This window comes from Bifidobacterium primatium (genome assembly GCF_002802875.1).
GTDB lineage: Bacteria > Actinomycetota > Actinomycetes > Actinomycetales > Bifidobacteriaceae > Galliscardovia > Galliscardovia primatium.
Map to the genome: position 1 here is coordinate 465,829 of NZ_PEBI01000001.1, position 24,998 is coordinate 490,826.

Below are 24,998 nucleotides of genomic sequence, written 5' to 3' on the forward strand. Positions count from 1 at the left end.
ATACCATGCTGAATATCATGGAGGTCCACGAGACCAATCAGATGATCGAGCAGGAGAAGCTCGATGTGCGCACGATCACGATGGGCATCAGCCTGCTTGACTGCGCGGCCGCCGACGTGGACACCGTCTGCGACAACGTCTACAACAAGATCACGTCGTATGCCAAGGACCTGGTGAGGACCGGCGAGGAGATCAGCCGCGACTACGGCATCCCGATCGTCAACAAGCGCATCACCGTCACGCCGATCTCGCTGGTCGGCGCCAGCTCGTGCAAGACGAGCGACGACTTCGTCAAGATCGCGCATGCGCTTGACAATGCGGCGAAGAAGGTCGGCGTCGATCTGATCGGCGGCTATTCGGCGCTGGTCTCGAAGGCCATGACCCCGGCCGAGGAGCTGCTCATCAAGTCGCTGCCCAAGGCCCTGGCCGAAACCGACCTGGTCTGCTCGTCGGTGAACGTCGGCTCCACGAAGACCGGCATCGACATGAACGCGGTCGAACTGCTCGGCCACATCATCAAGGACACGGCCGAACTCACGAAGGACAATGATTCCTATGGCTGCGTGAAGTTCGTGGCGTTCTGCAACGTCCCGGACGACAACCCGTTCATGGCGGGCGGCTTCCACGGCGTGACCGAGGGAGACGCCGTCATCAACGTGGGCGTCTCCGGCCCGGGCGTGGTCTCCCGCGCGCTGGATGCCGCCAAGGGCAAGGACTTCGAGTTCCTGTGCGAGACCATCAAGCGCACCGCGTTCAAGATCACGCGTGTGGGCCAGCTGGTGGCCCAGGAGGCGTCGCGTCGTCTCGGCATCCCGTTCGGCATCATCGACCTGTCGCTGGCCCCGACGCCGGCGGTGGGCGATTCGGTCGGCGAGGTGCTAGAGAAGATCGGTCTCGAACAGGTGGGTGCGCCGGGCACGACGGCCGCGCTGGCCATGCTCAACGATCAGGTGAAGAAGGGCGGCATCATGGCGTCGTCCTATGTCGGCGGCCTTTCCGGCGCGTTCATCCCCGTCTCCGAGGACAAGAACATGATCGATGCCGCCGCGTCCGGATGCCTGACGATGGAGAAGCTCGAGGCGATGACCTGCGTGTGCTCGGTCGGTCTCGACATGATCGCCATCCCCGGCGACACGTCCGCCGCAACGATCTCCGGCATGATCGCCGACGAGGCGGCCATCGGCATGGTGAACCAGAAGACCACGGCCGTCCGTGTGATTCCGGTGGCCGGCAAGGGCGTGGGCGAGATGGCGAACTTCGGCGGCCTGATGGGCTACGCGCCGATCATGCCCGTCAACCAGACGAGCTGCGAGGCGTTCGTGACCCGCGGCGGCCGCATCCCCGCCCCGATCCACAGCTTCAAGAACTGATGGTTTGTGGGCCCCGCCCCGCAAACCATCATCCCGAGCGAGGCAACGCCGAGCCGAGGGATCCTTCACCACCCCATACGGCATCAACTCCCCTCAGTCCGCTTCGCGGACAGCTCCCCTCATTCATGAGGGGAGCCAACGAGATAATCCGTCTCGGCAGCCCGGCTCCCCTCAAGTTTGAGGGGAGCTGTCAGGCGCAGCCTGACTGAGGGGAGTTGCCCCGCTCCCTGTCGCACTGTCACCTATCGAAGAAACCGCGCCTGCGCATGTAGACGAAGTAATACGGCACCTCGAACAGCAGCATGGCGCTCCAGCCGATCGCGCAGGCGAAGCTGATGCCGTACATGCCCAGCGAACCGATGAGCAGCCACGTGAACACCGCACGCAACGACGCCTGAATGAACGTGGAGATCAGCGTAACCGACATGTTCCCCATGCCGCGGAAGAATCCCTGGATGCCGTTCGTGAACGACGGGAAGATATAGAACAGGGCCATCGTCGTCAGATACTGGCTGCCGAGATCGACCACGCGTGTCTGGTCGGCGGTGACGAACAACCGCATGATCGGCCGATGCAACAGCAGCACGACGACGCCGATGAGAATCCAATAGAGAAATTCCAGACGCAGTCCCGCACGGAATCCCGGTCGGATGCGCTCGGTCCTGCCGGCACCGCGGTTCTGCGCCACATACGTGGTGATGCCGTGCGAGATGCTCTGCTGCGGCGTAAACGCGAAATCATCCACGCGGGTGACGGCGTTGAACGCGGCGATCACATCCACGCCCAGCGAATTGACCGCGCCTTGGATCAGCAGCTTGGCGATCGGCTGAATCGACTGCTGCAACGCCGTGACCGAGCCATATTCCCACGTCTTGCGCAGCAGTGACGCGTCGATGCCGAATTCGCCGCGACGCAGACGGAAGTCGGGCATCTTCACGACCATGTATACGGCGGTCATCGTCATGGCGAGCGCCTGCGCGATGACGTCGGTCGTGGCCGCCCAGTCGATGCCGAAGCCGAGGAATCCGATGCATACGACGTCGAGCAGGCCGTTGACCACCAATGCGATGCTCAGAAACACCAGCGGTGTCTTCGAATCGCCGGCGCTTTTCAGCGCGGCGGCGAGCGCGTTGTAGCAATACGTGAACGGCACGCCGATGAACGTGATGCGCAGGTAGACGAGCGTCTGCGCGAACGCCGCCACGGGAACGTTCAATACGTGCAGCAGCGGGGGCATGAACGCGAATCCCAGCGCGGCGACGGCGACCGACAGTATCAGACCGGAGAGTATCGTCGTCGACATCTCACGACGCAGCCTGCCGAGGTCGTGGGCGCCGAAGTATTCGCTCATCAGCACGCCGGCGCCCATCGTCAGGCCGGAGATGCCGAGAATCAGCAGGTTCATCACGGGGCTCGCCATGCCGGTGGCGGCGAGCGCCTCCTTGCCGATGAACCGGCCGACGATGATGGCGTCGAGGGCGTTGTACGACAGTTGGAACACGTTGGTCAGCACCAGCGGCACCGCGTAGTTCATAAGATGAGGCGTGGGCCTGCCCGTCGTCATGTCGATTGTTGCCATGGTCACTTCCCTGTTCCGAACGCTCGGTTCTCCGGACGTTCGGCTCTCCGGACGTTCGACGTTTCATCGGTATCCTATGCCCCGTCGGCCGGTGGAACGCCGAGGATTGCCGACGATTGCCACGTTTGCCTCGAAATAGTGGCATCGGACGATTCGCGCAACGCGCCGCGTCAGGCGGCATGGCGTACAATGTTTCCTTGGCCGGGATACGGAAGAAAGCACCCGGCGTCGCTCACCATACAAGCATGATTCATCATCGGGGCACATCCAGTCGGCCGCTTCCCTATGCGAGGAAGTATGCGGCGTTTCCGCACGCATGAGGCCGAACCATGTATCGCGATCGTACGTATGCTTTTGAATCGCGATAAAAGAGGCGGGAGCAGTATGCCCGCCGTGTATTCAACAACGCTTTCTTGACGTTCCGAAAGGCAATAGTGTCCGATATCAATATGCCCGCCGAAGGCATGACCAACGAAACCGCGACCACCGACAACAGCGAGACCCGTCAGCCCACGTTCTTCGAGCTCGGCGTGCCGAAGCCCATCGTCCGTGCGCTCGCGGATGACGACAAGACCCATGCGTTCCCGATCCAGGCCGATACGCTGCCGGATTCGCTCAACGGCCGCGACATCCTCGGCCGCGGCGCGACCGGCTCCGGCAAGACGCTCGCGTTCTCCATTCCGCTGGTCGCGCGGATTTCGGAGCGTGCCGTGCCGACGCGCCCGCGCGCGCTGGTGCTGGCCCCGACCCGCGAGCTCGTCAACCAGATCGACGAGGTGCTGATGCCGCTGGCGCACGCCCGCCATATGCGCACGACCACCATCTACGGCGGCGTGCGTCAGAACCGTCAGGTCAACGACCTGCGCCGCGGTGCCGATATCGTCGTGGCCTGCCCTGGCCGTCTGCAGGACCTCATCAACCAGCACCGCTGCCGTCTTGACGACGTGGAGGTCGTGGTGATCGACGAGGCCGACGAAATGGCCGACATGGGCTTCCTGCCCGAGGTGACCAAACTGCTCGAACAGGTGCCGGAACACTGCCAGCACATGCTGTTCTCGGCCACGCTCGACCACGACATCGACTCGCTGGTCAAGCGGTTCCTGCACGAGCCGAAGATCCACGAGATCGATTCCGCCACCGCGCAGGTGGAGACCATGACGCAGCATGTGTTCCAGGTCTCCGCGAAGGACAAGCCGGGCGTGGTCGAGGCGCTGGCCTCGGGCAAGGGCAAGCGCATCATGTTCACCCGCACGAAGAACTTCGCCACCGAGCTGACGGCCAAGCTCATTGCGGCGGGCATTCCGACCGCCGAGCTGCAGGGCGACCTGTCGCAGAGCCTGCGCGAACGCAACATGCAGGCGTTCCGTTCGGGCGAGGTGCATGTGATGGTGGCCACCGACGTGGCGGCCCGTGGCATGGACATCAGCGGCGTGGAGCTGGTCGTGCAGATCGATCCGCCGCGCGACCCGAAGTCGTTCCTGCATCGTTCCGGCCGCACCGCGCGCGCCGGCAGGAACGGCGACGTGGTGACGCTGGTGACCTCGCATCAGCGTCGTGGCACGGCCCGCATGCTGCGCCGCGCCGGCATCGACTGCAAGTTCATCCGCGTGACGGCCGACTCCCCCGAAGTGCTCGAGCTGATGGGCGAGAAGGCGCCGCTGGTCGAAGGGTGGGAGCTGCCGATGCTGCAGCCGAAGACGCGCAAGCCCCGCCGCGAGGATTCCCGCGGCGGACGCGGCGAGCGCCGCCGTGGCGAACGTAATTTCCGGAGCGAACGTCGTGGCGAACGCAGGGACTTCAAGCGCGACCGCTTCGAACGCGATGATCGCCGTGCCGACCGCAAGGACTTCAAGCACGACAGGTTCGAGAAGTTTGACAAATTCGGGAAGTTCGAGAAGTTCGAAAAGAAGGACCGCTTCAGCAAGTCACGTTCCGAACGCAACCGTCCGGAACGTGATTTCGAGCGTTTCGAAAACGGCGAATTCCGTCGCAACCGCTTCGAGAAGAAGAATCATTTCGATAAGCAGGACCGATTCGAGGGCAAGCGCCGTTACGACGAGGACAACCGTTTCGAAGGCAGGCGCCGCGACAACCGCTTCGAGAAGGATGGCTACGGCAAGCATCATCGCTCCACCAAGCGCGACTACTTCGACCGCAACGACCGTTTCGAGCGTTCGGACCGTTTCGAACGCGACAGCCGTTTCGAGGGCAAGCGCCGCAACGACCGTTTCAACAAGACCGGTCGCTCCGGCAGGCAGGACCGCTTCGGCGACAAGGACTTCGGCAGGAACGACCGCTCCAACCGCGGCAACCGTCGCGACCGCTTCGAGCGCAACGACCGTGGCAACCGTCGAGGCTCCTTCGCCGGCAAGCGCCGCCAGCACTCCTACCGCTGACGGCATCGTCATCGGCTCCCCTCATGATTGAGGGGAGCTGTCCGCGAAGCGGACTGAGGGGAGTTGACCCGCCACACAGCATCGATGCGGCAAATGCCCTACACTCGTTTTCATGCCTGCCTATGACAAACGCAATGTCGCAAAAGCCAGAAATCTTCGTAAGGCCATGACACCATGGGAACGCAAACTTTGGCATGGATATTTACGTAACCGTCCCGAACATTTTCGGAGACAAAAACCAATCGGACCTTATATCGTTGACTTCAGCTGCAACGACGCCAAGCTGATAATCGAACTTGATGGGGGCGGACATTACACGGCAGAACAACAGACGTATGACCAAGAACGAACGGCGTTTCTGAACGCCAAGGATTTTACGGTTCTGCGCTTCACCAATATAGACATCGACAGGAATTTTGAAGATGTATGCGCAGTGATTGACCGAGAACTCGAACAACGAAGGAAACACTAGCTGCTCCGGAATCAACTCCCCTCAGTCAGGCTATGCCTGACAGCTCCCCTCAATCTTGAGGGGAGCCAACGAGATGACCCGTCTCAGACACCGCTCCCCTCATGATTGAGGGGAGCTGTCCGCGAAGCGGACTGAGGGGAGTTGACCCGCCACTCAGCGCAAATCAGGCGTTGCGCGATGCGGAGGAGCTTGCCACGGCCGAGAGTGCCCTCGGGGCGTGGAAGCCGCGGCGGGCGAATTCGTCGGCGATCTTCTGGGCGATCTCCTCGCTCTTTCCTTCATCGACCAACGCGATGATGGAGCCTCCGAAGCCGCCGCCGGTCATGCGGGCGCCGTAGGCGCCGTTGCGGCGGGCCACATCCACGGCCACATCGAGCTCGGGCACGGTGACCTCGTAGTCGACGGCCAGCGAATCATGCGAGGCGTTGAACAGGCGTCCGGCCTCCTCGATGTCGTTGTTGGCGAACGCGTGCACGAAGCTGCGCACACGCTCGATCTCGGTGACGACGTGGCGCACGCGCTTCTTCATCACTTCGTCCGGCAGTGCGTCCAGCGTCTCCTTGAGCGCCTGGAACGGGTCGCCGGCCTTCATGATGCCGTCGGCGCAGTAGCGCAGATTCGGCACCTTCAGAATCTCGGCGGCCTTCTCGCAGGTGGCGCGGCGCTCGGCATACTGGCCATCGTTGAGCTGATGCGGCGCCTGCGTGTCGAGCGCCAGCAGCTCGAGCTTGTTGGCCTTCAGGTCGAACGCCTGCTGCGAGACGTTCTCCAGCGGCGTGAGCTCGGGACGGCAGTCGAGCAGCAGAGCCTTGTTCTCCTCGCAGCGCATGGACGCGTTCTGGTCGAGACCGCCGGTGGAGGCGCCGGCCATCTCGTTCTCCGACCTGATTGCGGCGTTGATGAGCGTCACGCGGCCGGCATCGGACTGGCCATAGCCGAGACCGTACACGTCGTCCAGCGCCAGGGCGGTGGAGCAGGTCATGGCGGCCGACGAGCTCAGACCGCTTCCGAGCGGCACGCAGGAGACGAACGCGGCGTCGAAGCCGCGCACGTTAAAGCCCTTCTCGCGCAGCGCCCAGGCCACGCCGATCGGGTAGGCACCCCAGCCGTCGACGCCGCGGGCCTTGAGACCTTCGAGGTCGGCGGTCGTCACCTCGTCGGGGTTGATTTCGGAGACGACGCGCGCGGTCGTGTCGGTGCGCGGCTTCAGCGCGATATAGGTGCGGTGCGGCAGAGCGATGGGCAGGCACAGACCGGCGTTGTAGTCCGTATGCTCGCCGATGAGGTTCACACGGCCGGGGGCGCTCCACACGCCTTCGGGCTTTTCGCCGTATGTTTTCTCGAACAGTTCCGTAACGCGCGCAACACCCTCGTCCGCCTCGATCGGAGCGATGAATTCTACCTGAGCCATGATTCTCCTTCCTTGCAGCATGGCCGCCATACCCGAGCATATGGTGTTCGCCGGCAATGCACCATACCGTTCTCGAACAGATTTTGTTTAGGTATGTTAAGTTTTGTTCGCTTAATGAACAGTATAGTCACACTCGCAGTAAAACCGCAATCTGCGGCGCGTGATTCGCCAAGGGCCGGCGAAGCGTCGAATCAACTCCCCTCAGTCCGGTCACGCCGGACAGCTCCCCTCAATCATGAGGGGAGCCAAGAAAAAAGAGTCGAGGAGCCATCCCTTCAGTCCGCTACGCGATCGGCTCCCCTCGAAGGTCGAGGGGAGCTGTCAGGCGCAGCCTGACTGAGGGGAGTTTGACCTCATCCGCCGAACGCCCACATCACTCAAGTGCCAGCCGGCACCCGCGGAATGGCACTCAGGCGATGTCGATGTCGCCGAGCTCATGGAACCGCTTGGCGATAAGCTCCGGCGTGGTGTCGGAGATCCATGCGGCCATGCCCGATTCGGAGCCGGCGAGGTACTTGATCTTGTTCGCGGCGCGGCGGAACGAGAAGAACTGCAGGTTCAGACGGTAGTGCGCACGGCGCGGGTCGTGCACCGGGGCCTGATGCCACGCGGCGATGTACGGCAGGTCCATGCCCTTGCCGTCGCCCTTGTCGAAGAACGCGTTGCCGCGCTTGAGCAGCGTGGAGTACATCTGGGCGAGGTCCCAGCGCTCCTGGTCGTTGAGCTCGTCGAGCGTGAGCACGTCGCGTACCGGCGCCACATGCACCTCCAACGGCCAGCGGGCGGCGGCCGGAACGTAGGCCACCCAGCTGTGGTTGCGCATGACCACGCGCTCCTCGGCGTCCAGTTCGGCGTTCATGAGGTCCTTGAGCAGGTTGCCGCCGGTCTTCTCGAAGTACGCTTCGGTGTGCTTGAGCTCCTGCTCCATCTTCGGCGCGATGAACGGGTAGCAGTACACCTGGCCGTGCGGGTGGGCCAGCGAGACGCCGATCTCGGCGCCGTGGTTCTCGAACGGGAAGATCTGCTCGATGCCGTCCATGGCGGAGATCTCGGCGGTGCGGAACGCCCACGCCTCGACGACCGTGCGCAGTCGCGAGACCGGCAGGTCGGCGGGCAGGCCGTGCTCGTTCGGGTCGAAGCAGATGACCTCGCAGCGGCCGGCGGCCATCTTCTTCTCCCACAGCGGGTTGCCGTCCACGTAGGTCACGTCCTCGGAGCGGCCGGGCACGCGCACCATGGAGGGGAAGCGGTTCTCGAACACGACGACGTTGTAGTCGGTGTCGGGAACCTCGCCGTCCTGGTACGGGTCGCCGGGTTTGCGCGCGGCCAGCGGGTTGCCCTTGGCGGTGGCGCCGGGGCCGGCGGTGATCGGCCGGTTCATGCGCGCGGTGGCCATGGGGATCCAGTCGCCGGTCAGCGGGTCGCGACGCATCTCGGGGGCGGCGTACGGCACCTCCTCGCCGGCGGCGTTCAGCTGATTGCTGAAGCGGTAGGCCAGCGGACGCGGGTCGTTGAGCTCGCGGGTCCTGGCGCCGGAGACGTATTCCGGATCGTCGTCGAGGTAGAAGAAGTCACGTCCGTCGGCAAGCTTGGTCGGCGTGATGCGGATATGCTCCTTTGCATAGTCCCCGGGCACATACTGGGTGAATTCAGCCATTGCTATTCTCTTTCCTTGTCGGTGTCGCCCTGGGAGGCCAGGACGAGTTGTTTCACCAGATCCTTCGCCTGCTCGGCGTATTCGCGGCTCAGCCCGTCATCGGTGATGAGCACGTCGATGGAATCGAAACTCGCGAACATGGAGAGCGAGGTGTTGTCCCACTTGGTGTGGTCGGCCAGCACGATCTTGCGGTCGGCGATGTTGATGAGCGCCGCGTCGGTGGCCGACTCCAGCGAGTTGGGCGTCAGGAAGCCCCTTGGCATCGAGACGGAGTGGGTGCCGAGGAACAGCGTGTTGACGCGCAGCGACGAAATCACCTTGTCGGCGATGGGGCCGACCAGCGAGTTCGACCGGGTGAGCACGCCGCCGGTGACGATGACCTCGGCGTCCTTGTTCTCCATGGCCTGCACGAGTTCGGCCACGGGGATGGAGTTGGTGAGGATGGTGATGCCCGACGAGTTCTCGCTTTCCAGCAGATGCTGGGCGAACACGTAGGCGGTCGTGCCTCCGCCGATGGCGATCACGTCGCCCGGGGAGACGTAGTCGATGGCACTGCGCGCGATGGCGTCCTTGAGGCCGATGTCCATTTGCGATTTCACGGAGAACAGCGGTTCCGCAAGCAGCGTGCTGGTCGTCACCGCACCGCCGTGAACACGCTTGAGCAGACCTTTATCCGCCAGCTCCGCAATATCTCGACGGATCGTCATTGATGAGACGCCGAGTTCCTTGCTCAGTGCGGTAATGCGTACGGCCCCGCGGGTGCGGAGCCTACTCAATATCACATGCTGTCGTTGTGAGGAAATCATAGTAACATTATCGCACACAACTACTCAAAAAGTAAAATCAAATGAACATACGGCGTATTCCCCATTGCGTCACGCGCACCATGGCCTCCACCACGATCGCCGAACTCATCTTCGACACCCCCCGCGCCCGCTGCACGAACGTGATGGGCAGCTCGCGAATCGTGCCGCCGGCCGCGACGACATGCCGCGTCATATCGATCTGGAACACGTATCCGCCCGATTCGACATCGGCGAAGTCGATGCGCCGCAGCATCGACGCGTGATAGGCGCGGAATCCGGCGGTCATATCGAACACGCGGATGCCCAGCATCGTGCGTGCATACCATGAGCCGCCGCGGGAGATGAGATCGCGGTACCACGGCCAGTTCTCCATCCTTCCGCCGGGCACGCGACGCGAGCCGATCACCAGGTCGACGTCCGGCTCGCGGCACGAAAGCGCAACGAGCCGCGCCAGGTCCTGCGGACGGTGCGAGCCGTCCATGTCCATTTCGCAGATCACGTCGTAGCCATGGTCGAGCGCCCAGGTGAAACCGGCCAGATACGCCGGCCCGAGGCCGTTCTTCTCCCTGCGATGCAGCACATGGACGCGGCCGTCGGACTCAGCCATCGCGTCGGCCAGCCGTCCCGTGCCGTCGGGCGAATTGTCGTCGACGACCAGCACATGCACCTGCGGGCAGTGCCTGAACACCCCGCCGACGGTCGTCTCGAGATTCTCGCGCTCGTTATAGGTCGGCATCACCACCAGAACGGACGGCGACGCCGGCCATGTCGCGGCGTCGGCCGTCATGCTCGTTTTCGTCGCCGCAGCCTTCGCGTCATTCGTCGTCACGTTCATCTTCGTCGTCACGTTCATCTTCGTCGTCACGTTCGCCTTCACCGCATTCGCCGGCGTACCCATATCCACCGTCCTGTTCGCCTCCGCCACCGTGCACGTCCTTTCATCATTCTTCGAGACCGTCCGGCATTCAAGCTTCACACATTCGCCGACGACACGACAGTGTATCGGTTTCCAAATTTTTTCGCGGCACACGCCCGTCGCCCGGCATCCGCCGTTTCCCTACGAAACAACCGGATTCACGGCACAACGCCGACGACGGCTTACGACGTCCGGCATTGTGACGCTTCACATTTTCGCACGCGTATCATGAACCCCGCGCTAAACTAGACACTCTAGGTGTCGATTTCTGTCCAGGGACAACGAAGCACGGAGGTGAGGACCCTAGTGATCCACGAAGCCAATGAGTTGGAGGATCAACGCGACGCTCTTCTGCACACCGCTCTCTTCAAGCAGGTGCGTCCTGAGGAAGCCGACTTGCTGCTACCCCATCTTCAGCGCCGGTATTGCGTGAAGGGCGACACGATCTTCCGCGAGGGCGATACCGACCACCGTCTGTATCTGTTGGAGACCGGACGGGTCAAGCTGATTCGCGAATCCAGCGACCATCGCATCCACCTGCTGAGCATCCACGGCCGCGGCGAAGTGCTCGGCGAGATTCCTGTGTTCGATCCGACCGGAGGCCCGCGCACCGCATCCGCCATCGTGATGACCAACGGCACCGTCGTCTCCTCGCTGGAGCGCAGCGCCATCTTCGCATGGCTGGACGAGCATCCGCGCGTGGCCATCGACATGCTGCAGGTGATGGGCAACCGCGCCCGACTCAACAACGAACGCATCACCGACCTCGTGTTCGCCGACGTCCCCGGACGTCTCGCCAAGACGCTCATCGACCTGGCGCAGCGGTTCGGCGAACCGAGCGAGGACGGCCTCGTAGTGCCGCACGACCTGACCCAGGAGGAGATGGCCCAGCTGGTCGGCGCCTCGCGCGAGACCGTGAACAAGGCGCTGATGGAATTCACCCAGCGCGGATGGATCTCCCGCAAGGGCCGCACCATCATCATCTACCAGCCCGGAAAGCTGATTCGCAGGGCGCATCAATAAATGATGCGCCAGGTGGAACCCGCGACCGTCGGCATAGGAGGCTTACGCCACGATTCATTGGCTTCACCGCTCGATATATCGCGGCTCCGCCCGAGCCTACTCGAAAGTCCACCGGACTTTCTCTTCACGGCCCGGCCAGGCAAGCTGATTCGCAGGGCGCATCAATAGATGCCATGCTGCGGCGACGCCCGTCTCGATGCCACGTTTCCATGGGATTCCCAGAGAATTCCCATGGAATGGCAGTGCTGTGGAGATTGCACGGCCAGCGGTAAAAGGTAGAGTCGGCATTTTACAATGGGCAGCATGCCCGAAAAGAAACCAAAGACAGCACGTCGTGTATTCACGCTGATCCTTGCCTATATTCTGTTCTGCGTCACCGGTGGCGTGGTAGCGTCGGGATTCCTGCTTCCCGCAGTGTTCGGCGCCAACACCGTGGCCCAGAGCCTCACCGCACAGCTGAAGGCCGAAGACATCGACTTCGAGCTGGCCGACCTGCCGCAGCAGTCGCGTATGTACGCCCGTGACGGCAAGACCGTCATCGCCACGTTCTACGAGCAGAACCGCATCATCGTTCCGCTGAAGAACATCTCCGACTACATGCAGAAGGCGGTCGTCGCCCGTGAGGACCACCGATTCTTCGAGCATACCGGCATCGATCCGCAGGGCATCGCACGAGCCTTCGTGCAGACGTACATCAAGAAGGGCGACACCCAGGGCGGTTCGACCCTCACCCAGCAGTACGTGAAAAACATCCTCATCGACCAGTCGCTGGAGAAGGACGACCCGATCGCCGCCTACCACGCGCAGGAGGAGACCATCGCCCGCAAGCTGCGCGAGATGCTCATCGCCGTGGAGCTGGAGAAGAACTACAGCAAGGCCGAGATCCTGCAGGGCTACCTCAACATCGCCCAGTTCGGCAAGAACACGTACGGCGTGGAGACCGCCGCGCAGCGCTACTTCTCCAAGAGCGCCAAGGACCTCAACCTCGTCGAGGCCGCGACGATCGCCGCCATCACCAAGAACCCGACGAGCTACGACCCGACCGTCAACCCGGACGAGGCCGAGAAGCAGCGCAACATCACGCTGGATCTCATGAGCGAATGGGGCTTCGTCGACAAGTCGAAGACCGACGAGGCGAAGAAGATTCCGATCGAGAAGACGCTGCACCGCAAGACCGTGGCCGTGGGCTGCCAGTCGGCCGGCAACGCCGCGTACTTCTGCGACTACGCGCTGCATCAGATCGAGAACTCCCCGAAGTTCGGCAAGACGCTGGACGACCGCAAGAAGCTCATCAAGCAGGGCGGCCTCAACATCTACACCACCCTTGACGTGAACGCCCAGAACTCGGCGTGGAAGGCCGTCACCGACAACCTTCCCGTCAACGACCCGAGCGGCTACGAGAACATCATCGCCGCCGTGAAACCCGGCACCGGCGAGGTGCTGGCCCTGGCGCAGAACCGCATCTACGACGTCGCCGGCGCCCCGAACACCACGAAGACCTCGGTGAACTACGCCGTGGACCGCGCGGACGGCGGCGGCAGCGGCTTCCAGGTCGGCTCCACGTGGAAGCCCATCAACTTCGCGGCATGGCTCAAGGCCGGGCATTCCATGAACGAATCGCTGGCCACGTACACCAGCTACCCGGTGTCGTCGTTCCCCGGCGCGGGCCGCGCCTCCGAGGTCTGGGAGCTGCAGAACTCCGGCGGCGGCACGGTGAGCCCGGAGACCCCGCTGCAGGCGCTCAACCAGTCGCATAACACCACCCAGGCGTCCATGGCCCAAATCATCGGTCTGAACGCCATCGCCGACATGGCCAAGACGCTTGGCTACCATCGCCCCGACGGCCAGGCCATCGGCAAGCTGTCGCCGTCCATGGTGATCGGCACCATGCCGGCCTCGCCGCTGACCATGGCGAACATCTACGCCACCATCGCCGGCAACGGCGTGGAGTGCACGCCGATCGCCATCACCAAGATGACCAGCGCCTCCGGAAAGAACTACGAGGTGCCGAGCGCCAACTGCCATCAGGCCATCTCCAAGGAGATTGCGCACAGCACCGCCTACGCGATGAACCTCAACGTCACGCAGGGCATCGCCAAGGACGCGCAGCTGAGCGACGGACGCCGCACCTACGCCAAGACCGGTACGAGCGAGCAGAACGCACTGGCCACGTCCGGCTTCATCCCGCAGGTGGCGGCCTTCGCCATCATCACCAACGCGGAGAACTCGGGCCAGAACCTGTACGGCACCATCAACGGCGTCTACCGTTCCACCTGGTACGGTTCCGACATCGCACTGCCGACCTGGAAGCAGTTCATGGAGGGCTACATCTCGTCGGCGAAGCTTCCGGCCGACAACAGCTACGGCCTTTCCGACGAGACCGGCGGCTCGGCGAGCTCCGGTACGTCCAGCGGCAGCGAATCGGGCACGTCGTCCGGCACATCGGGTACGACCGGCGGAACGTCGGGAACCACCGGCTCCACCGGAACGGGCACCGGAACCGGAACCGAAGGCACGACCAACGAAGGACAGTAAGCAGGGCACGACCAAGGCATGACGACGGCCGGCAGGCCGGTGTCATGTGGTAGAACAGGCGTAGGGGGATAACCTCTACGCCTGTTCTGCGTTATGGCGTCCGTCCGCCGCGAATGCCATGAACCATCCGTATCGACATGTGGGAGGAACATCATCATGGCGAAGAAGGAACCGACTACCACCGCAACGGCCGTTGCGGCCAAGACGAAGACGGCGAAGGCCGTCAAGCCGCATCTGTTCGATCCGCTGACGCTGCGCGGCCTGGAGATCCGCAACCGCGTATGGCTGCCGCCGATGGACACGTATTCGGTGTTCGCAAGGGACGGCAAGCCCACGCCGTTCCACTACCAGCACTATGTCTCGCGTGCGCTGGGCGGCTTCGGCATGATCATCGCCGAAGCCACGGCCGTCAGCCCCGAAGGCCGCATCTCCCCCAACGACGTCGGACTGTGGAACGACGACCAGATCGCCGCATGGAGCTGGATCGTCGACGGCATCCGCCAGGCCGGAGCGGTGCCGGCCATCCAGCTGAACCATTCCGGACGCAAGGGCTCCACGGGCTCGTTCTCCATCGGCTACCGCGACCAGACCGTTCCGGCCGAGGCCGGCGGCTGGCGGACCGTGGCGCCGAGCGCCATCCCGTTCGGTGACTACGCCACGCCCCACGAGTTGAACGTCGATGAGATCCACGGCATCGTCGACCAGTTCCGTGCCGCCGCCGAACGCGCCGTACGCGCGGGATTCCAGGCCATCGAGATCCATGCCGCCCACGGCTATCTGATCAGCGAGTTCCTCGATCCGCTCACCAACGAACGCACCGACGAATACGGCGGCGACCTCGACGGCCGCATGCGCCTGCTCATCGAGGTGACCGACGCGATTCGCAGCGTCATCCCCGACACCATGCCGCTGCTGGTGCGCATCTCCGCCACGGATTGGGCGGCCGGCGGCTGGGACCTCGACCAGACCATCGAAACCGCGCGCGTGCTGCGCGGTCATGGGGTCGACCTGATCGACGTTTCGACGGGCGGCATCATCGCCGGCGTGACGATTCCCGTCGAGCCGGGATATCAGGTGCCGTTCGCGCAGCAGATCCGCAAGCGCGCGGACGTGCGCACCACGGCCGTCGGTCTCATCACCAAGGCCAAGCAGGCCGATAAAATCATCCGCCGCCGCGACGCCGATGCCGTGGAGATCGGCCGCGCGGCGCTGCGGAACCCGTACTGGCCGCTGCGCGCCGCCTACAAACTCGGCATCCCCGCCGAGAACGCGCCGTATCCGGACCAGTACATCGCCGGCGCGTTCTGACGGGCCAGCTTCGCAGCGGCGTGCCGGCAAGGTCTTCCCGAACCTCGCCGGCACGCCGCTCACCGAAACATCATCACCGCACGTCCACGCCGACGGCCTCGGCGACGTTGTCGAAGCCGTCCTCGTGGAGCAGCTCGACCAGTCCGCGCTTCAACGTGGTGATGTTCTGCGGCCCGCAGTACATCAGCGACGAGATGAACATGACCAGCGAGGCGCCGGCACGAATCTTCATGTACGCCTGCCTAGGCGTGAACACGCCGCCGATGCCGGCGATGGCGAACCGGTCGCCATACTCGCGGTAGGTCTGCGCCACCAGGGCGTCGCTGCGCTTGCGGCACGGCAGGCCGGAGAGTCCGCCCTTCCAGTCGGCGGGCACGTCGTCCATGCCGGTGCGGTCCTTCTGCAGGTTCGCGATGGAGACCCCCTGCACGTTGTGTTCGGCCAGCACGTCGAGCAGCTCCTTGAATTCGGGCCACGGCTTGTTGAGCGGCAGCTTGACGAGCACCGGCTGCGGACGGTCCACCTTGTCGAGTTCGGAGAACAGACGGTCGAGGTTGTTCGGGTCGCTGGTGAACGGCTCGCCGGCCATGGTGTTCGGGCAGGAGACGTTGACCTCTATCATGTTCGTGCGGCCCACGGCGCGTTCGAACGACGTGCGGTAGTCGGCGATGCCCTCGTCGAGGTCGCCGACGAGGTTGTCGTTCGTGCGGGCGATCGACACCGACATCTTCATGGTCTTCGCGTTCGTATAGGCCTTCTCCGCGCGGGCGATGACCTTGTCGGAGCCGATGTTGGCGAGGCCGGCGTGCACGACCATCGAACCGTAGTCGGGCAGGCGGTGGAACCACGGACGCGGGTTGCCGGCGCAGGGACGGGCGGTCGTCGAGCCGACGGTCTCGAAGCCGAATCCGGCGGCGTCGAGCACGGCCGGCAGGTCGCAGTTCTTGTCGAGGCCGGCGGAAAGGCCGAACGGATTGTCGAAGCGGATGCCCATGACCTCGGTCTCCAGGGCGGGATCGGTGTAGTCGAGCATCTCGCGCAGCATCCACATCAGCGGCTTCACCCGGCCGGCGGCGGCGCATCCGGAAATCATCGCGTCGTGCGCCTTGTCCGGCGGCATGGCGAAGAACATCTTCTTCGCCACGTTCCTGTAGGCGAAGGTGAACAGATTGGTGCTGGCCTTGTTGATGGCGTTCTGTACTGGCGACTGCGACACGTAACTCATACGTCCCTTTTTACACGCTTCCGCCGTCCGACGCCAAGGAATCCGAGAGATCCGGTCACGAAAGTTGGTTGTTCCGGTCACGAAATCCCTAACTTGGCCGAACCGTTCATAAGGGCCCCATAATCGACGTCCTTATGAACGGTTCGGCCAAGTTTCGTGGATATTCCGGTCAGGGGATGCGATATGTCCATTCCCGGGTTTCGTATTTGCCGACGGCCAGGGACCGCGCCTCGTCGATGACGTCGGCCGATAGGACGGACGGACGGGACGAGGGGATATCGGCGAGCGCGTGGTCTCGCATCGATTCGACGACGGCCTCGCGGCTCAATGCCGTGAGCGTGCGCAGCGGCGTCACGCGCTTCTTTGCCGAGGATACGGCCTTATCGACGAGTTTTTCCTTGGAGATGTGCAGCACGTGGGTCATGAGTTCGGCGTCGATGTCGTAGGCCATGGTGACGTGATGGAGGATGCAGCCAAGGCCGGACGTGACAGCGGAACCTTTCTCGCCGGCCACCGGCCGCTGCAGTGAAACGGACCGGTCCGGATGTTCCATCGAATGTTCGTCGTGTCCCGGTACCTGCCGAGGTGCGGGGAACCGGCGTTGGGCGGCGCCGCCGATCTTACCGCCGTCCGATGTGGCGATGTCGTTGAGAGGCTGCGGGACGGCGGGGATGCCGATGGCGTGGAGCGCCTTGAACGCCCAGTCGTCGCAGAGCCGATAGGATTCTCCGGCGGTCAAGCCCGCCGTGAACCCGGCCGGCACGTACAGCGAGTAGGTGATGGTGTCGTCGGGGCGGACGAACATCGCGCCGCCGCCGGTCATGCGACGCACGACCGTGAACCCTGCCGCCGCAGCCGCATGTTCGTCGACTTCGTTGCGTACGGACTGGTAGGCACCGATGATGACGGCCGGACTCCCCCACCGCCAGAATCTGAGCGTCGGCGGCATCCGGCCTGCGGCCACACGCCGCGCGATGACCTCGTCGAGCGCCATCTGCATGGCCGGATTGTACGGTTCGGCGTCGATGACGACGTCGACGCACGGCGTAAGCGTGGACCAGCGTTGGGTGAGGTCGTTGTGTTGTTCGCCGTGCGGATTGGGGTTGGCCGGACCGGAGTCGATGGATGTGTCGGTGCCGGAGACGCCGGCGCTGGGCTTGGTATCGGCGGGCTTGGGGTGACCAGCCGCCCCCGGACGGCGTTGCCGACAGCCCCCGCCAGCGGGGGCGATATCGGCGGAGGCATTGGCGATGGCACGCAATGCGGCCGTGACGATGGCGTCGGCCGTGGTACCGACCAACCGTGCGTTCGGATGGGCGGCAATCACGGCTTCGACGGAGGCAAGCAACATCGTCCCATCAACATCAGTACCGGCCGAGACGATGATGCGTTCGATGGCGGTGAGCAATGTCCGGTCGGATTCCGATGCACCGTGTGCATCGGTCGTATCATCCACCGTATCGATGAGGAAATCACCGTCGAGATGGGCCTCGATGATACGGTCCGGACCGGTCCCGTCTCCTTCGATTCGCACGGTCACCGCCACGAGCTTGCCACGCGGCGTCTTGCATAATCCCCTGCCGATCACGATATCCCCCTATTCGATCGTTACGGATTTGGCCGTCATGTCGATTGTCCGATAACCGGCCGATCAATTGACCGTTCAGACGCCCAGCCGAACCGGTCCCTTCCTGTCTCAGTTCTGCAATTCGTATCCGTTGGCGTCCCGATGTCACGGCGAACCCGGCTCGGAGGCGATGATCAGGATGCCTTCGACCAGTCCCCACAGTCCGGCGACGGCCGGTCCGATCACCACGATCCAGCCGACCACCGTCAGCAGCAGCTGGGCCAACGCCTTGCCGGTGTTGCCGAGGTAGAAGTTGTGGACGCCGAAGCAACCGAGGAAGATGCCGAGCAGACCGGCCGCGATCTTCGATTTCGAGCTCAGGCCGTAGCCGTAGGCGTACTGCGGCTGGCCGTACTGGGGTTGACCATACTGGGACTGTCCATACTGTGGCTGTCCGTACTGGGACTGGCCGTATGGCGGGAACTGCTGGCATCCGTTCTGGGCGTACCCGTTCTGCCCATAGGGGTTCTGCCCGTATGGATTCCGGGCGTAGGGATTGTCTGCATCATGGTCACCGGCACCGGCACCGGGCTGGCCGTAGGCGCTGCCGTACGGACTGTCATACGGCGGCTGCGGTCCTTGGGCGGACGGGCCATGCTGATTCGGCACGGCACCCGCCCCGAACTGCGGTTCGGTGCCGCGGTGTACTGGGCCGCGGCCTGCTCGGCCTCGAGGAAGGCGTCCTGCGCCGACTGCGAATACGTGGGCTGCTGCGGCTGCTGGAACGACGGCTGCTACGGTCCCGGCTGCGGCTGCATGGAATCATGGTTCAACGATTGATCGGACCGGTTCGCATCCTCCCCCAGGACGCGATTCGGAGTCTCACTATACTTCTGGGGCTCATTGTTGGTCATGCCTCCACGTTACCCGAGCGCTTCAACAACTGCGCGATTCCTGTTGGATTTCGCGATGGTCGTCACCATGCGAATGCGCGGCGAAGCCACGGATTCCGAAGAAAAAAGACGAGCGGAGATGAAGGAAGGAGGATCTCCGCTCGTATGATCGACGATCGTATGAGGATAGCGATCAGACGCTCACCTGATATGAAAAATCAGTGAACACTGCTTCACTGGCATTACGCCTGCCCATATCGATCGTATCCAGTCCGATGAAGTTGCCCGTATACCCTCCGGAAAGGAAGGCGATATCGGACTCGGCCAGCGTCTGGCTGGACTGGCCGTCGTTCACGACGAACTCCGCCGAAGGACCGGAAAGTCGGATATTGAACCGGTAGCTGCCACTGTCGGAAACCGGCACAGCGGCGATCTGTTCGAACTGACCGCGTACCGAACGTTGCAGCACTGCGTATGGACAGCCATCGTCGCCCGCGGTAATCATGAACAACACGTAGTTGGCGGTATCCAGATACAGCGTCATACCGGCAAGTTGCATGTAGTTCCGCGGCGTGTACTGCATGGTCACTGAAGCGTCACAGTCGAAAGCCGTCTGACGTGTGGCCACCAGATGCTGATCAAAGGCGGATTGCGGCGACTGACCTCCTCGGATAACCATTCCCTCGGAAGTAAGGTCAAGCCATGACGAGTCGGGAAACTGCCTCAACGTGTTCCAACGTTCAGGATCCAACCGAGAGCCAGTCAACGGATCGGAGAATCCCAAGTTGGCAGTGACATAATCACAGTCGACTCCCGCAGCATGGTCCGTCACCGTTAGACGCGGACCCGTCGCGGTCAATGACGGGTGATGTCCTCCGCCTGCCAATCGTAGCCAACCGTTATCGGTCCATTCCACACGCTGGATCGCAGTTTCTCGGCCGAGAATGGAGAACTCGTCGCCGTTCGGGAACGGACGAGTGCACAGATACGCCATGTACCATTCGTCACCATCGGTCCTCACCAAAGAGGCGTGTCCGGCACACTGCAGAGGCAGGGACCGGTCGTCAGCCGACGTAATCAGTGGGGTGTCCGGATCCGCCTCATACGGTCCCCAGATATTCCTGCTGCGCGCCACGGTTTCCTGATGACCTGCCTCGGTACCGCCCTCTGCGGTAAGCAGATAGTAGTATCCGTTGCGCTTGACGATCTGGGGGGCTTCGGTTTTACGGGCTTCGGTGCCACGGAAGATCACCTTCGGCTCGCCAATCAACGCGAGTGTTTCGGGATCGATACGCTGCATCACCACGCCGGCAGACTTGTTGTGGGTATCGAGACGGTAATCCCAAATTTCGTTGAGGAAATAGGCACTACCGTCGTCATCGAAGAACAGTGAGGGATCGAATCCGGAACTGTTGACATACACGGGATCGCTCCACGGTCCTTCGAGCCGTTCCGCGGTAACAATGTAGTTGTCGCAGTCCTTGTAGGGCACTTTCGTGGAGTTCACGTTGGTGTACACCACGTAGTACCGGCCGTTGCGATAGGTGGCGTATGGACCCCAGATCGAGCAACAGGTGGGATTGCCACGTAGCTCGACCATGCCGGGCTCGGAAAGCACTGAGGTTTCATAGCGCCAGCTGACCAAGTCGTCGGAGGAATAGATACGCAGTCCGGGCAACCACTCAAAGGTGGAGACGATGATGTGGTAGCACTCGTCATCACGGAAGATCACCGGATCGGGATTGAATCCAGGGAGCACCGGATTATGGATGATCGAGGAGACCATGACTCACCTCTCTTCCTTGGTGGCGACGGATTCATCGGCTACGAAAACAGCCTGGGATGCCTCACGCTCCGCCTGCGCCTCACGCTCCATCTCAGCCGCGTTGCGCTCCTTGAGTTCGGCGGAGATGCGGGCGTAGGTCTCCTTGTCGAGGTTGTAGAACTTCATGGAGAAGATGGCGATGAAATAGATGATGATCGGCACCACGGTGGTGGCAATCACGATGCCATGCAGTGCCGTATCGGTCTGTGTGGCGTTGGCCACATAGCCCGTTGCCCCGAGAATCAGTCCGGGGATCATGCCACCGAGTGCGTTGCCACATTTGAACACGAATCCGACGATGGCGTAGATCACGCCGCTCATGCGCTTGTTGGTCTTGTATTCGCCGTATTCCACACACTCGGGAATCAGCGCCCACATATAGGCAGAGATCATGCCGTTACCGATGGAAGCGATGCCACGGAACACAAAGATCCATACGATCCAGTTCGGACGGGCGAGAAACAGGCCCGCCATACCGATGATATCGGCTGAAATGGAAAGAATGATGAGCTGGAATTTGCTCAGACGATGCGCCAGCCATGGAATCGCAGGAATGAACAGCAGGGCTGGCAGCGTACCGGCCAGCGAATACCACTTGACCAGATCGGGGCGGCCAACATAGTAGGTAACGTAGTAGATGCCAGTGGAGCTGACGATGGACTTGACTCCGTAGATGACGAAGAAGAACACGCACAGCACGACAAGCGGACGGTTGTTGGCCAGCTGCTCGAACACATCCTTTACCTGAATGCGGGTGTGCGAGGCAGGAACCTTCACACGTTCATGCGTGGTGGCGAAGCAGCCCCACAGCAGCAGACCTCCGAGCGTACCCATTACAATCATCGTGAGCTGCCAGCCGGTAGCGGCACCAAAGCTCTCGGTAAGCCAATCGGAGAGGAATGGTACGAAGAACGCTACGACGACCTGTCCGATATTGGCAAGGAAGGTACGGAAAGTGGTCAGACTCACGGATTCTTGCTGATCGTTGGTCATGGCGGCAGTGAGACTGCCATATGGCACATTGACGCTGGTATAGCAGATGGACAGCAGAATGTAGGTCACATAGGCATAGATCAGCTTGCCGACGCCCCCGAAGCTCGGCACGGTAAAGCACAGCACGGCGAGCACTGCGAACGGGATCGCGCCGAACAGCAGGAACGGACGGTACTTGCCCCAACGCGTGTCGACCTTGTCGATCATGAATCCGAGGAACGGATCCGTGACGGCATCCACGATACGAACGACGAAAAACAGCAGCGAGGCCGCCGCCGCGGAAAGGCCAAACACGTTTGTGTAGAAGAACAACAGATAGGTGGACAGGCTGGCATAGATAAGATTGCAAGCAAAATCGCCCAGACCGAAGCCGATCTTCTCCCCGACTCCGATGCTGCCTATGGGCCTGATATGTGAGCCGGACGATGTCTGTGCCGTTGATTGCATGACTGCCTCTTTCCGATAAGTAACGATAAACTTCGATGTTTAAGTATCTTTTCGTTTTTAACCGATATTTTTAAGAAACTTTTCGTTGTTTCTAAACGTAAGATTACCATCCACCGATCGTTTGTCAATTCAAAACACTTAACGTGTCGCACGGAGGAAGACGATCGTTTCTCACAACTTGTGTGGTTTTTAGCAAACGCTAGGATATAGGGGTGTCGTCATCGGCCGTCGAAACGGCTGCGATACCAAATACGACAGAGAAATCGACACTGCGGCAGGGAAATCATGGCAAAGGAATCCGAACACGGCGAACCGGCAAAGCGCAAGATTACGCTTTCCGATATCGCTCGACAGGTAAATGTTTCCACGGCAACGGTATCAAAGGTACTCAACGGCCGCCCCGGAGTCTCCGAAGAGACACGTTCTACCATCGAGATGTTGCTGGAACGGAGCGGATACCTCAAATCCAATGCTTCCCAGCCTCCGACAAAACTCATCGAACTCGTGGTGCGTCATCTGGACAATATTTGGCTACTCGACCTGCTTCGCGGAGCCGAGGAAGCGTCACGCCAGCATGGCATCAGCATCGTAATCACCAAGGTGAAGGACGAGGACGAACTAGCGGATTCATGGATGAGCGAGGTGCTGGAACGTCGACCAATGGGCGTCATCATTCTGTTCGCCGTCCCTTCGCCTTCAGTGTCCAAACGGCTGGCTTCGCGCGGCATACCCTGCGTGTTCCTTGATCCTTGGGGAAACCCTTCCAACGACACATTGTCGATCCGCGCGGATAATTGGTCGGGCAGCCTGTTCGCCACCCGTCACCTCATCGAACTGGGGCATCGACGAATCGGCATCATCACCGGTCCCGATACCGCGATGTGTTCGGCATCCCGATTTGATGGCTACCGTGCTGCACTGACCGAAGCAGGCATTCCTGTTGACGATTCGCTGATCCGAAAAGGCATATATCAGGTGGATTCCGGCAGGGAGCAGGCATTGTCGCTGCTTGCAGACAGATCGTCGAACCAACCAACCGCCATCGTCGCAGGCAACGATCTGCAGGCCATGGGCGTATACGACGCTGCGCGACTGTGTGGCCTGCGCATCCCAGAGGATCTTTCCGTGGTTGGTTTCGACGACATCCAGACCGCCTCGTATATGGGACCGGCACTCACCACCGTCCGACAGCCTCTTGAGGACATGGCCGCAAGCGCGGTACGGATGATTCTCGATCGCCGAGAAGGTCATCAAGTTCAGGAAACGATGATTTTTCCCACTTCATTGGTGATCCGAGACAGTACGTCGAAACCTCGGGACTAGTTTTTTCGGTTACCCCCCCGCCCATCGCCAAAACGCCATGAATATGCCAAGGGCCGGAACCGTGCGGTGACGATTCCGGCCCTGTTGGGGAGACTGGGCGCCCGATGAGGCTCAGATGGCCGGGTAGGCGGCGGTCAGTCTCGGATCGCGGCGACTACAGACGGGCGAGGATGTCCTTGCCGACCTGCTCGGTGCTGCGCTGCGTGGAGCCGAGCTCCTCGATGTCGGCCTCGACGGCGGCGTCGATACGCTCGGCGATCTCGTCGTAGCCGAAGTGACGCAGCAGCATGGCGGTGGAGAGCACGGCCGCCGTCGGGTTGGCGATGCCCTTGCCGGCGATGTCGGGGGCGGATCCGTGGATCGGCTCGAACATCGACGGGTATTCGTTGCTGGCGTTGATGCAGCCGGAGGCGGAGTAGCCCACGCCGCCGACCACGGCACCGGCCTCGTCGGTGATGATGTCGCCGAAGAGGTTGTCGGTGAGGATCACGTCGAAGCGGCTCGGGTTGGAGACGAGGAAGATGGTGGTCGCATCGATGTGCAGGTAGTCGTGCGTGACCTCCGGGTACTCCTCGCCGACCTTGTCGACGATGCGCTGCCACATGTCGCCGGCGTTGACGAGCACGTTCTTCTTGTGCACGAGGGTGACGTGCTTCTTGCGCTTCATGGCCAGTTCGAAGGCGTAGCGCACCACGCGCTCCACACCGTAGGCGGTGTTGATGGAGACCTCGGTGGCCACCTCGTTCGGCGTGCCGACGCGGACGGCGCCGCCGGCACCGCAGTAGAGGCCCTCGGTGCCCTCACGCACGACCACGAAGTCGATGTCGCCGGGGTTGGCGAGCGGCGAGGTGACGCCCTTGTACAGCTTGGTCGGGCGGAGGTTCACGTACTGGTCGAGCGCGAAACGCAGCTTGAGCAGCAGGCCGCGCTCCAGGATGCCGGCCTTGATGCGCGGGTCGCCGACGGCGCCGAGCAGGATGGCGTCCTGCTTCTTGATCTCCTCGAGCTCCTCGTCGGGCAGGATGGCGCCGTCGCGCAGGTAGCGCTCGGCACCGAGCTCGAAGTTGGTGTAGTTGAAGTTCACGACGCCTTCGGAGGCCTTCTCCAGCACGGCCTGGGCGACGGGCGTGACTTCCTTGCCGATGCCATCGCCGGGGATGACCGCGATGTTCAATGTCTTGATGTCATTTGCCATACCCAACAGGGTAGGTGTCGCCGTCCGAAAACAATCCCGCCGTTCCGTCTTATGGAC

Annotated in this window: 19 protein-coding genes; 8 read left to right on the forward strand and 11 right to left on the reverse strand. The window is 62.3% G+C overall.

Annotated features, from left to right (window positions below; genetic code table 11):
* Window positions 1-5 precede the first annotated feature (5 nt).
* Window positions 6-1,370 carry a PFL family protein gene (locus tag CS006_RS01825; protein WP_100510065.1) on the forward strand — a complete coding sequence of 455 codons (1,365 nt, stop codon included), beginning with the start codon at window positions 6-8 and terminating at the stop codon, window positions 1,368-1,370.
* A 238-nt stretch (window positions 1,371-1,608) separates the two neighbouring features.
* Here the strand turns inward: CS006_RS01825 and CS006_RS01830 are convergent, their stop codons facing one another.
* Window positions 1,609-2,949, reverse strand: coding sequence for an MATE family efflux transporter (locus CS006_RS01830; protein WP_100510066.1), 1,341 nt, complete (start codon window positions 2,947-2,949; stop codon window positions 1,609-1,611).
* Window positions 2,950-3,383: 434 nt separating this feature from the next.
* On the opposite strand from CS006_RS01830, the gene CS006_RS01835 reads away from it, so the two are divergent.
* The gene (locus CS006_RS01835) at window positions 3,384-5,345 is read left to right on the forward strand and encodes a DEAD/DEAH box helicase (RefSeq protein WP_100510067.1); all 1,962 of its coding nucleotides are present in this window, start codon (window positions 3,384-3,386) and stop codon (window positions 5,343-5,345) included.
* A 112-nt stretch (window positions 5,346-5,457) separates the two neighbouring features.
* Window positions 5,458-5,817, forward strand: coding sequence for an endonuclease domain-containing protein (locus tag CS006_RS01840; RefSeq protein WP_100510068.1), 360 nt, complete (start codon window positions 5,458-5,460; stop codon window positions 5,815-5,817).
* Window positions 5,818-5,980: 163 nt separating this feature from the next.
* Here CS006_RS01840 and galK read toward each other — a convergent pair whose 3' ends face one another.
* The 4 genes from galK to CS006_RS01860 form a co-directional block, all read right to left on the reverse strand.
* On the reverse strand, window positions 5,981-7,228 hold the full coding sequence (gene galK, locus CS006_RS01845; RefSeq protein WP_100510069.1) for a galactokinase: 1,248 nt from the start codon (window positions 7,226-7,228) through the stop codon (window positions 5,981-5,983).
* A 409-nt stretch (window positions 7,229-7,637) separates the two neighbouring features.
* Window positions 7,638-8,885 carry a galactose-1-phosphate uridylyltransferase gene (galT, locus tag CS006_RS01850; RefSeq protein WP_100510070.1) on the reverse strand — a complete coding sequence of 416 codons (1,248 nt, stop codon included), beginning with the start codon at window positions 8,883-8,885 and terminating at the stop codon, window positions 7,638-7,640.
* Between the two features lie 2 nt (window positions 8,886-8,887).
* Window positions 8,888-9,691 (reverse strand): DeoR/GlpR family DNA-binding transcription regulator, encoded by an 804-nt coding sequence (locus CS006_RS01855; protein WP_100510071.1) that lies wholly within the window; start codon window positions 9,689-9,691, stop codon window positions 8,888-8,890.
* A 37-nt stretch (window positions 9,692-9,728) separates the two neighbouring features.
* On the reverse strand, window positions 9,729-10,478 hold the full coding sequence (locus CS006_RS01860) for a polyprenol monophosphomannose synthase (protein WP_100510456.1): 750 nt from the start codon (window positions 10,476-10,478) through the stop codon (window positions 9,729-9,731).
* 435 nt (window positions 10,479-10,913) lie between these two features.
* Between CS006_RS01860 and CS006_RS01865 the strand changes: the two genes are divergently transcribed.
* From CS006_RS01865 to CS006_RS01875, 3 genes are all read left to right on the forward strand, one after another.
* Window positions 10,914-11,630, forward strand: coding sequence for a Crp/Fnr family transcriptional regulator (locus tag CS006_RS01865; RefSeq protein ID WP_100510072.1), 717 nt, complete (start codon window positions 10,914-10,916; stop codon window positions 11,628-11,630).
* Window positions 11,631-11,933: 303 nt separating this feature from the next.
* Window positions 11,934-14,165, forward strand: coding sequence for a transglycosylase domain-containing protein (locus CS006_RS01870; RefSeq protein ID WP_100510457.1), 2,232 nt, complete (start codon window positions 11,934-11,936; stop codon window positions 14,163-14,165).
* A 156-nt stretch (window positions 14,166-14,321) separates the two neighbouring features.
* Window positions 14,322-15,473 carry an NADH:flavin oxidoreductase/NADH oxidase gene (locus CS006_RS01875; RefSeq protein ID WP_243386595.1) on the forward strand — a complete coding sequence of 384 codons (1,152 nt, stop codon included), beginning with the start codon at window positions 14,322-14,324 and terminating at the stop codon, window positions 15,471-15,473.
* A 73-nt stretch (window positions 15,474-15,546) separates the two neighbouring features.
* Here the strand turns inward: CS006_RS01875 and CS006_RS01880 are convergent, their stop codons facing one another.
* From CS006_RS01880 to CS006_RS11030, 3 genes are all read right to left on the reverse strand, one after another.
* Window positions 15,547-16,698, reverse strand: coding sequence for a quinone-dependent dihydroorotate dehydrogenase (locus CS006_RS01880; protein WP_100510074.1), 1,152 nt, complete (start codon window positions 16,696-16,698; stop codon window positions 15,547-15,549).
* A gap of 169 nt (window positions 16,699-16,867) precedes the next feature.
* Window positions 16,868-18,286, reverse strand: coding sequence for a lipoate--protein ligase family protein (locus tag CS006_RS01885; RefSeq protein ID WP_243386597.1), 1,419 nt, complete (start codon window positions 18,284-18,286; stop codon window positions 16,868-16,870).
* 144 nt (window positions 18,287-18,430) lie between these two features.
* Window positions 18,431-18,934, reverse strand: a complete 504-nt coding sequence (locus CS006_RS11030; protein WP_100510075.1) for a TM2 domain-containing protein — start codon at window positions 18,932-18,934, stop codon at window positions 18,431-18,433.
* Between CS006_RS11030 and CS006_RS01895 the strand changes: the two genes are divergently transcribed.
* Entirely contained in the window at window positions 18,920-19,105 is a 186-nt protein-coding gene (locus CS006_RS01895) for a hypothetical protein (protein WP_100510076.1), read from the forward strand. The genes CS006_RS11030 and CS006_RS01895 overlap by 15 nt on opposite strands.
* 246 nt (window positions 19,106-19,351) lie before the next feature.
* Here CS006_RS01895 and CS006_RS01900 read toward each other — a convergent pair whose 3' ends face one another.
* Both CS006_RS01900 and CS006_RS01905 read right to left on the reverse strand, forming a co-directional pair.
* Window positions 19,352-20,944, reverse strand: a complete 1,593-nt coding sequence (locus CS006_RS01900; RefSeq protein WP_100510077.1) for a glycoside hydrolase family 43 protein — start codon at window positions 20,942-20,944, stop codon at window positions 19,352-19,354.
* A 3-nt stretch (window positions 20,945-20,947) separates the two neighbouring features.
* Window positions 20,948-22,423, reverse strand: coding sequence for a glycoside-pentoside-hexuronide (GPH):cation symporter (locus CS006_RS01905; RefSeq protein ID WP_100510078.1), 1,476 nt, complete (start codon window positions 22,421-22,423; stop codon window positions 20,948-20,950).
* 285 nt (window positions 22,424-22,708) lie between these two features.
* Here CS006_RS01905 and CS006_RS01910 point away from each other — a divergent pair, with 285 nt between their 5' ends.
* On the forward strand, window positions 22,709-23,746 hold the full coding sequence (locus tag CS006_RS01910) for a LacI family DNA-binding transcriptional regulator (RefSeq protein ID WP_100510079.1): 1,038 nt from the start codon (window positions 22,709-22,711) through the stop codon (window positions 23,744-23,746).
* A 154-nt stretch (window positions 23,747-23,900) separates the two neighbouring features.
* On the opposite strand, the gene CS006_RS01915 is transcribed toward CS006_RS01910, so the two are convergent.
* The gene (locus tag CS006_RS01915) at window positions 23,901-24,941 is read right to left on the reverse strand and encodes a 3-isopropylmalate dehydrogenase (RefSeq protein WP_100510080.1); all 1,041 of its coding nucleotides are present in this window, start codon (window positions 24,939-24,941) and stop codon (window positions 23,901-23,903) included.
* Window positions 24,942-24,998 lie beyond the last annotated feature (57 nt).

Bases quoted from the DNA above. Each gene is read 5' to 3' on its own strand.
- CS006_RS01825 (WP_100510065.1), top strand. From the start codon at position 6: ATGCTGAATATCATGGAGGTCCACGAGACCAATCAGATGATCGAGCAG.
- CS006_RS01830 (WP_100510066.1), bottom strand. From the start codon at position 2,949: ATGGCAACAATCGACATGACGACGGGCAGGCCCACGCCTCATCTTATG.
- CS006_RS01840 (WP_100510068.1), top strand. From the start codon at position 5,458: ATGCCTGCCTATGACAAACGCAATGTCGCAAAAGCCAGAAATCTTCGT.
- galK (WP_100510069.1), bottom strand. From the start codon at position 7,228: ATGGCTCAGGTAGAATTCATCGCTCCGATCGAGGCGGACGAGGGTGTT.
- galT (WP_100510070.1), bottom strand. From the start codon at position 8,885: ATGGCTGAATTCACCCAGTATGTGCCCGGGGACTATGCAAAGGAGCAT.
- CS006_RS01855 (WP_100510071.1), bottom strand. From the start codon at position 9,691: ATGATTTCCTCACAACGACAGCATGTGATATTGAGTAGGCTCCGCACC.
- CS006_RS01860 (WP_100510456.1), bottom strand. From the start codon at position 10,478: ATGACGGCCGACGCCGCGACATGGCCGGCGTCGCCGTCCGTTCTGGTG.
- CS006_RS01870 (WP_100510457.1), top strand. From the start codon at position 11,934: ATGCCCGAAAAGAAACCAAAGACAGCACGTCGTGTATTCACGCTGATC.
- CS006_RS01875 (WP_243386595.1), top strand. From the start codon at position 14,322: ATGGCGAAGAAGGAACCGACTACCACCGCAACGGCCGTTGCGGCCAAG.
- CS006_RS01880 (WP_100510074.1), bottom strand. From the start codon at position 16,698: ATGAGTTACGTGTCGCAGTCGCCAGTACAGAACGCCATCAACAAGGCC.
- CS006_RS01895 (WP_100510076.1), top strand. From the start codon at position 18,920: ATGCTGATTCGGCACGGCACCCGCCCCGAACTGCGGTTCGGTGCCGCG.
- CS006_RS01900 (WP_100510077.1), bottom strand. From the start codon at position 20,944: ATGGTCTCCTCGATCATCCATAATCCGGTGCTCCCTGGATTCAATCCC.
- CS006_RS01905 (WP_100510078.1), bottom strand. From the start codon at position 22,423: ATGCAATCAACGGCACAGACATCGTCCGGCTCACATATCAGGCCCATA.
- CS006_RS01910 (WP_100510079.1), top strand. From the start codon at position 22,709: ATGGCAAAGGAATCCGAACACGGCGAACCGGCAAAGCGCAAGATTACG.
- CS006_RS01915 (WP_100510080.1), bottom strand. From the start codon at position 24,941: ATGGCAAATGACATCAAGACATTGAACATCGCGGTCATCCCCGGCGAT.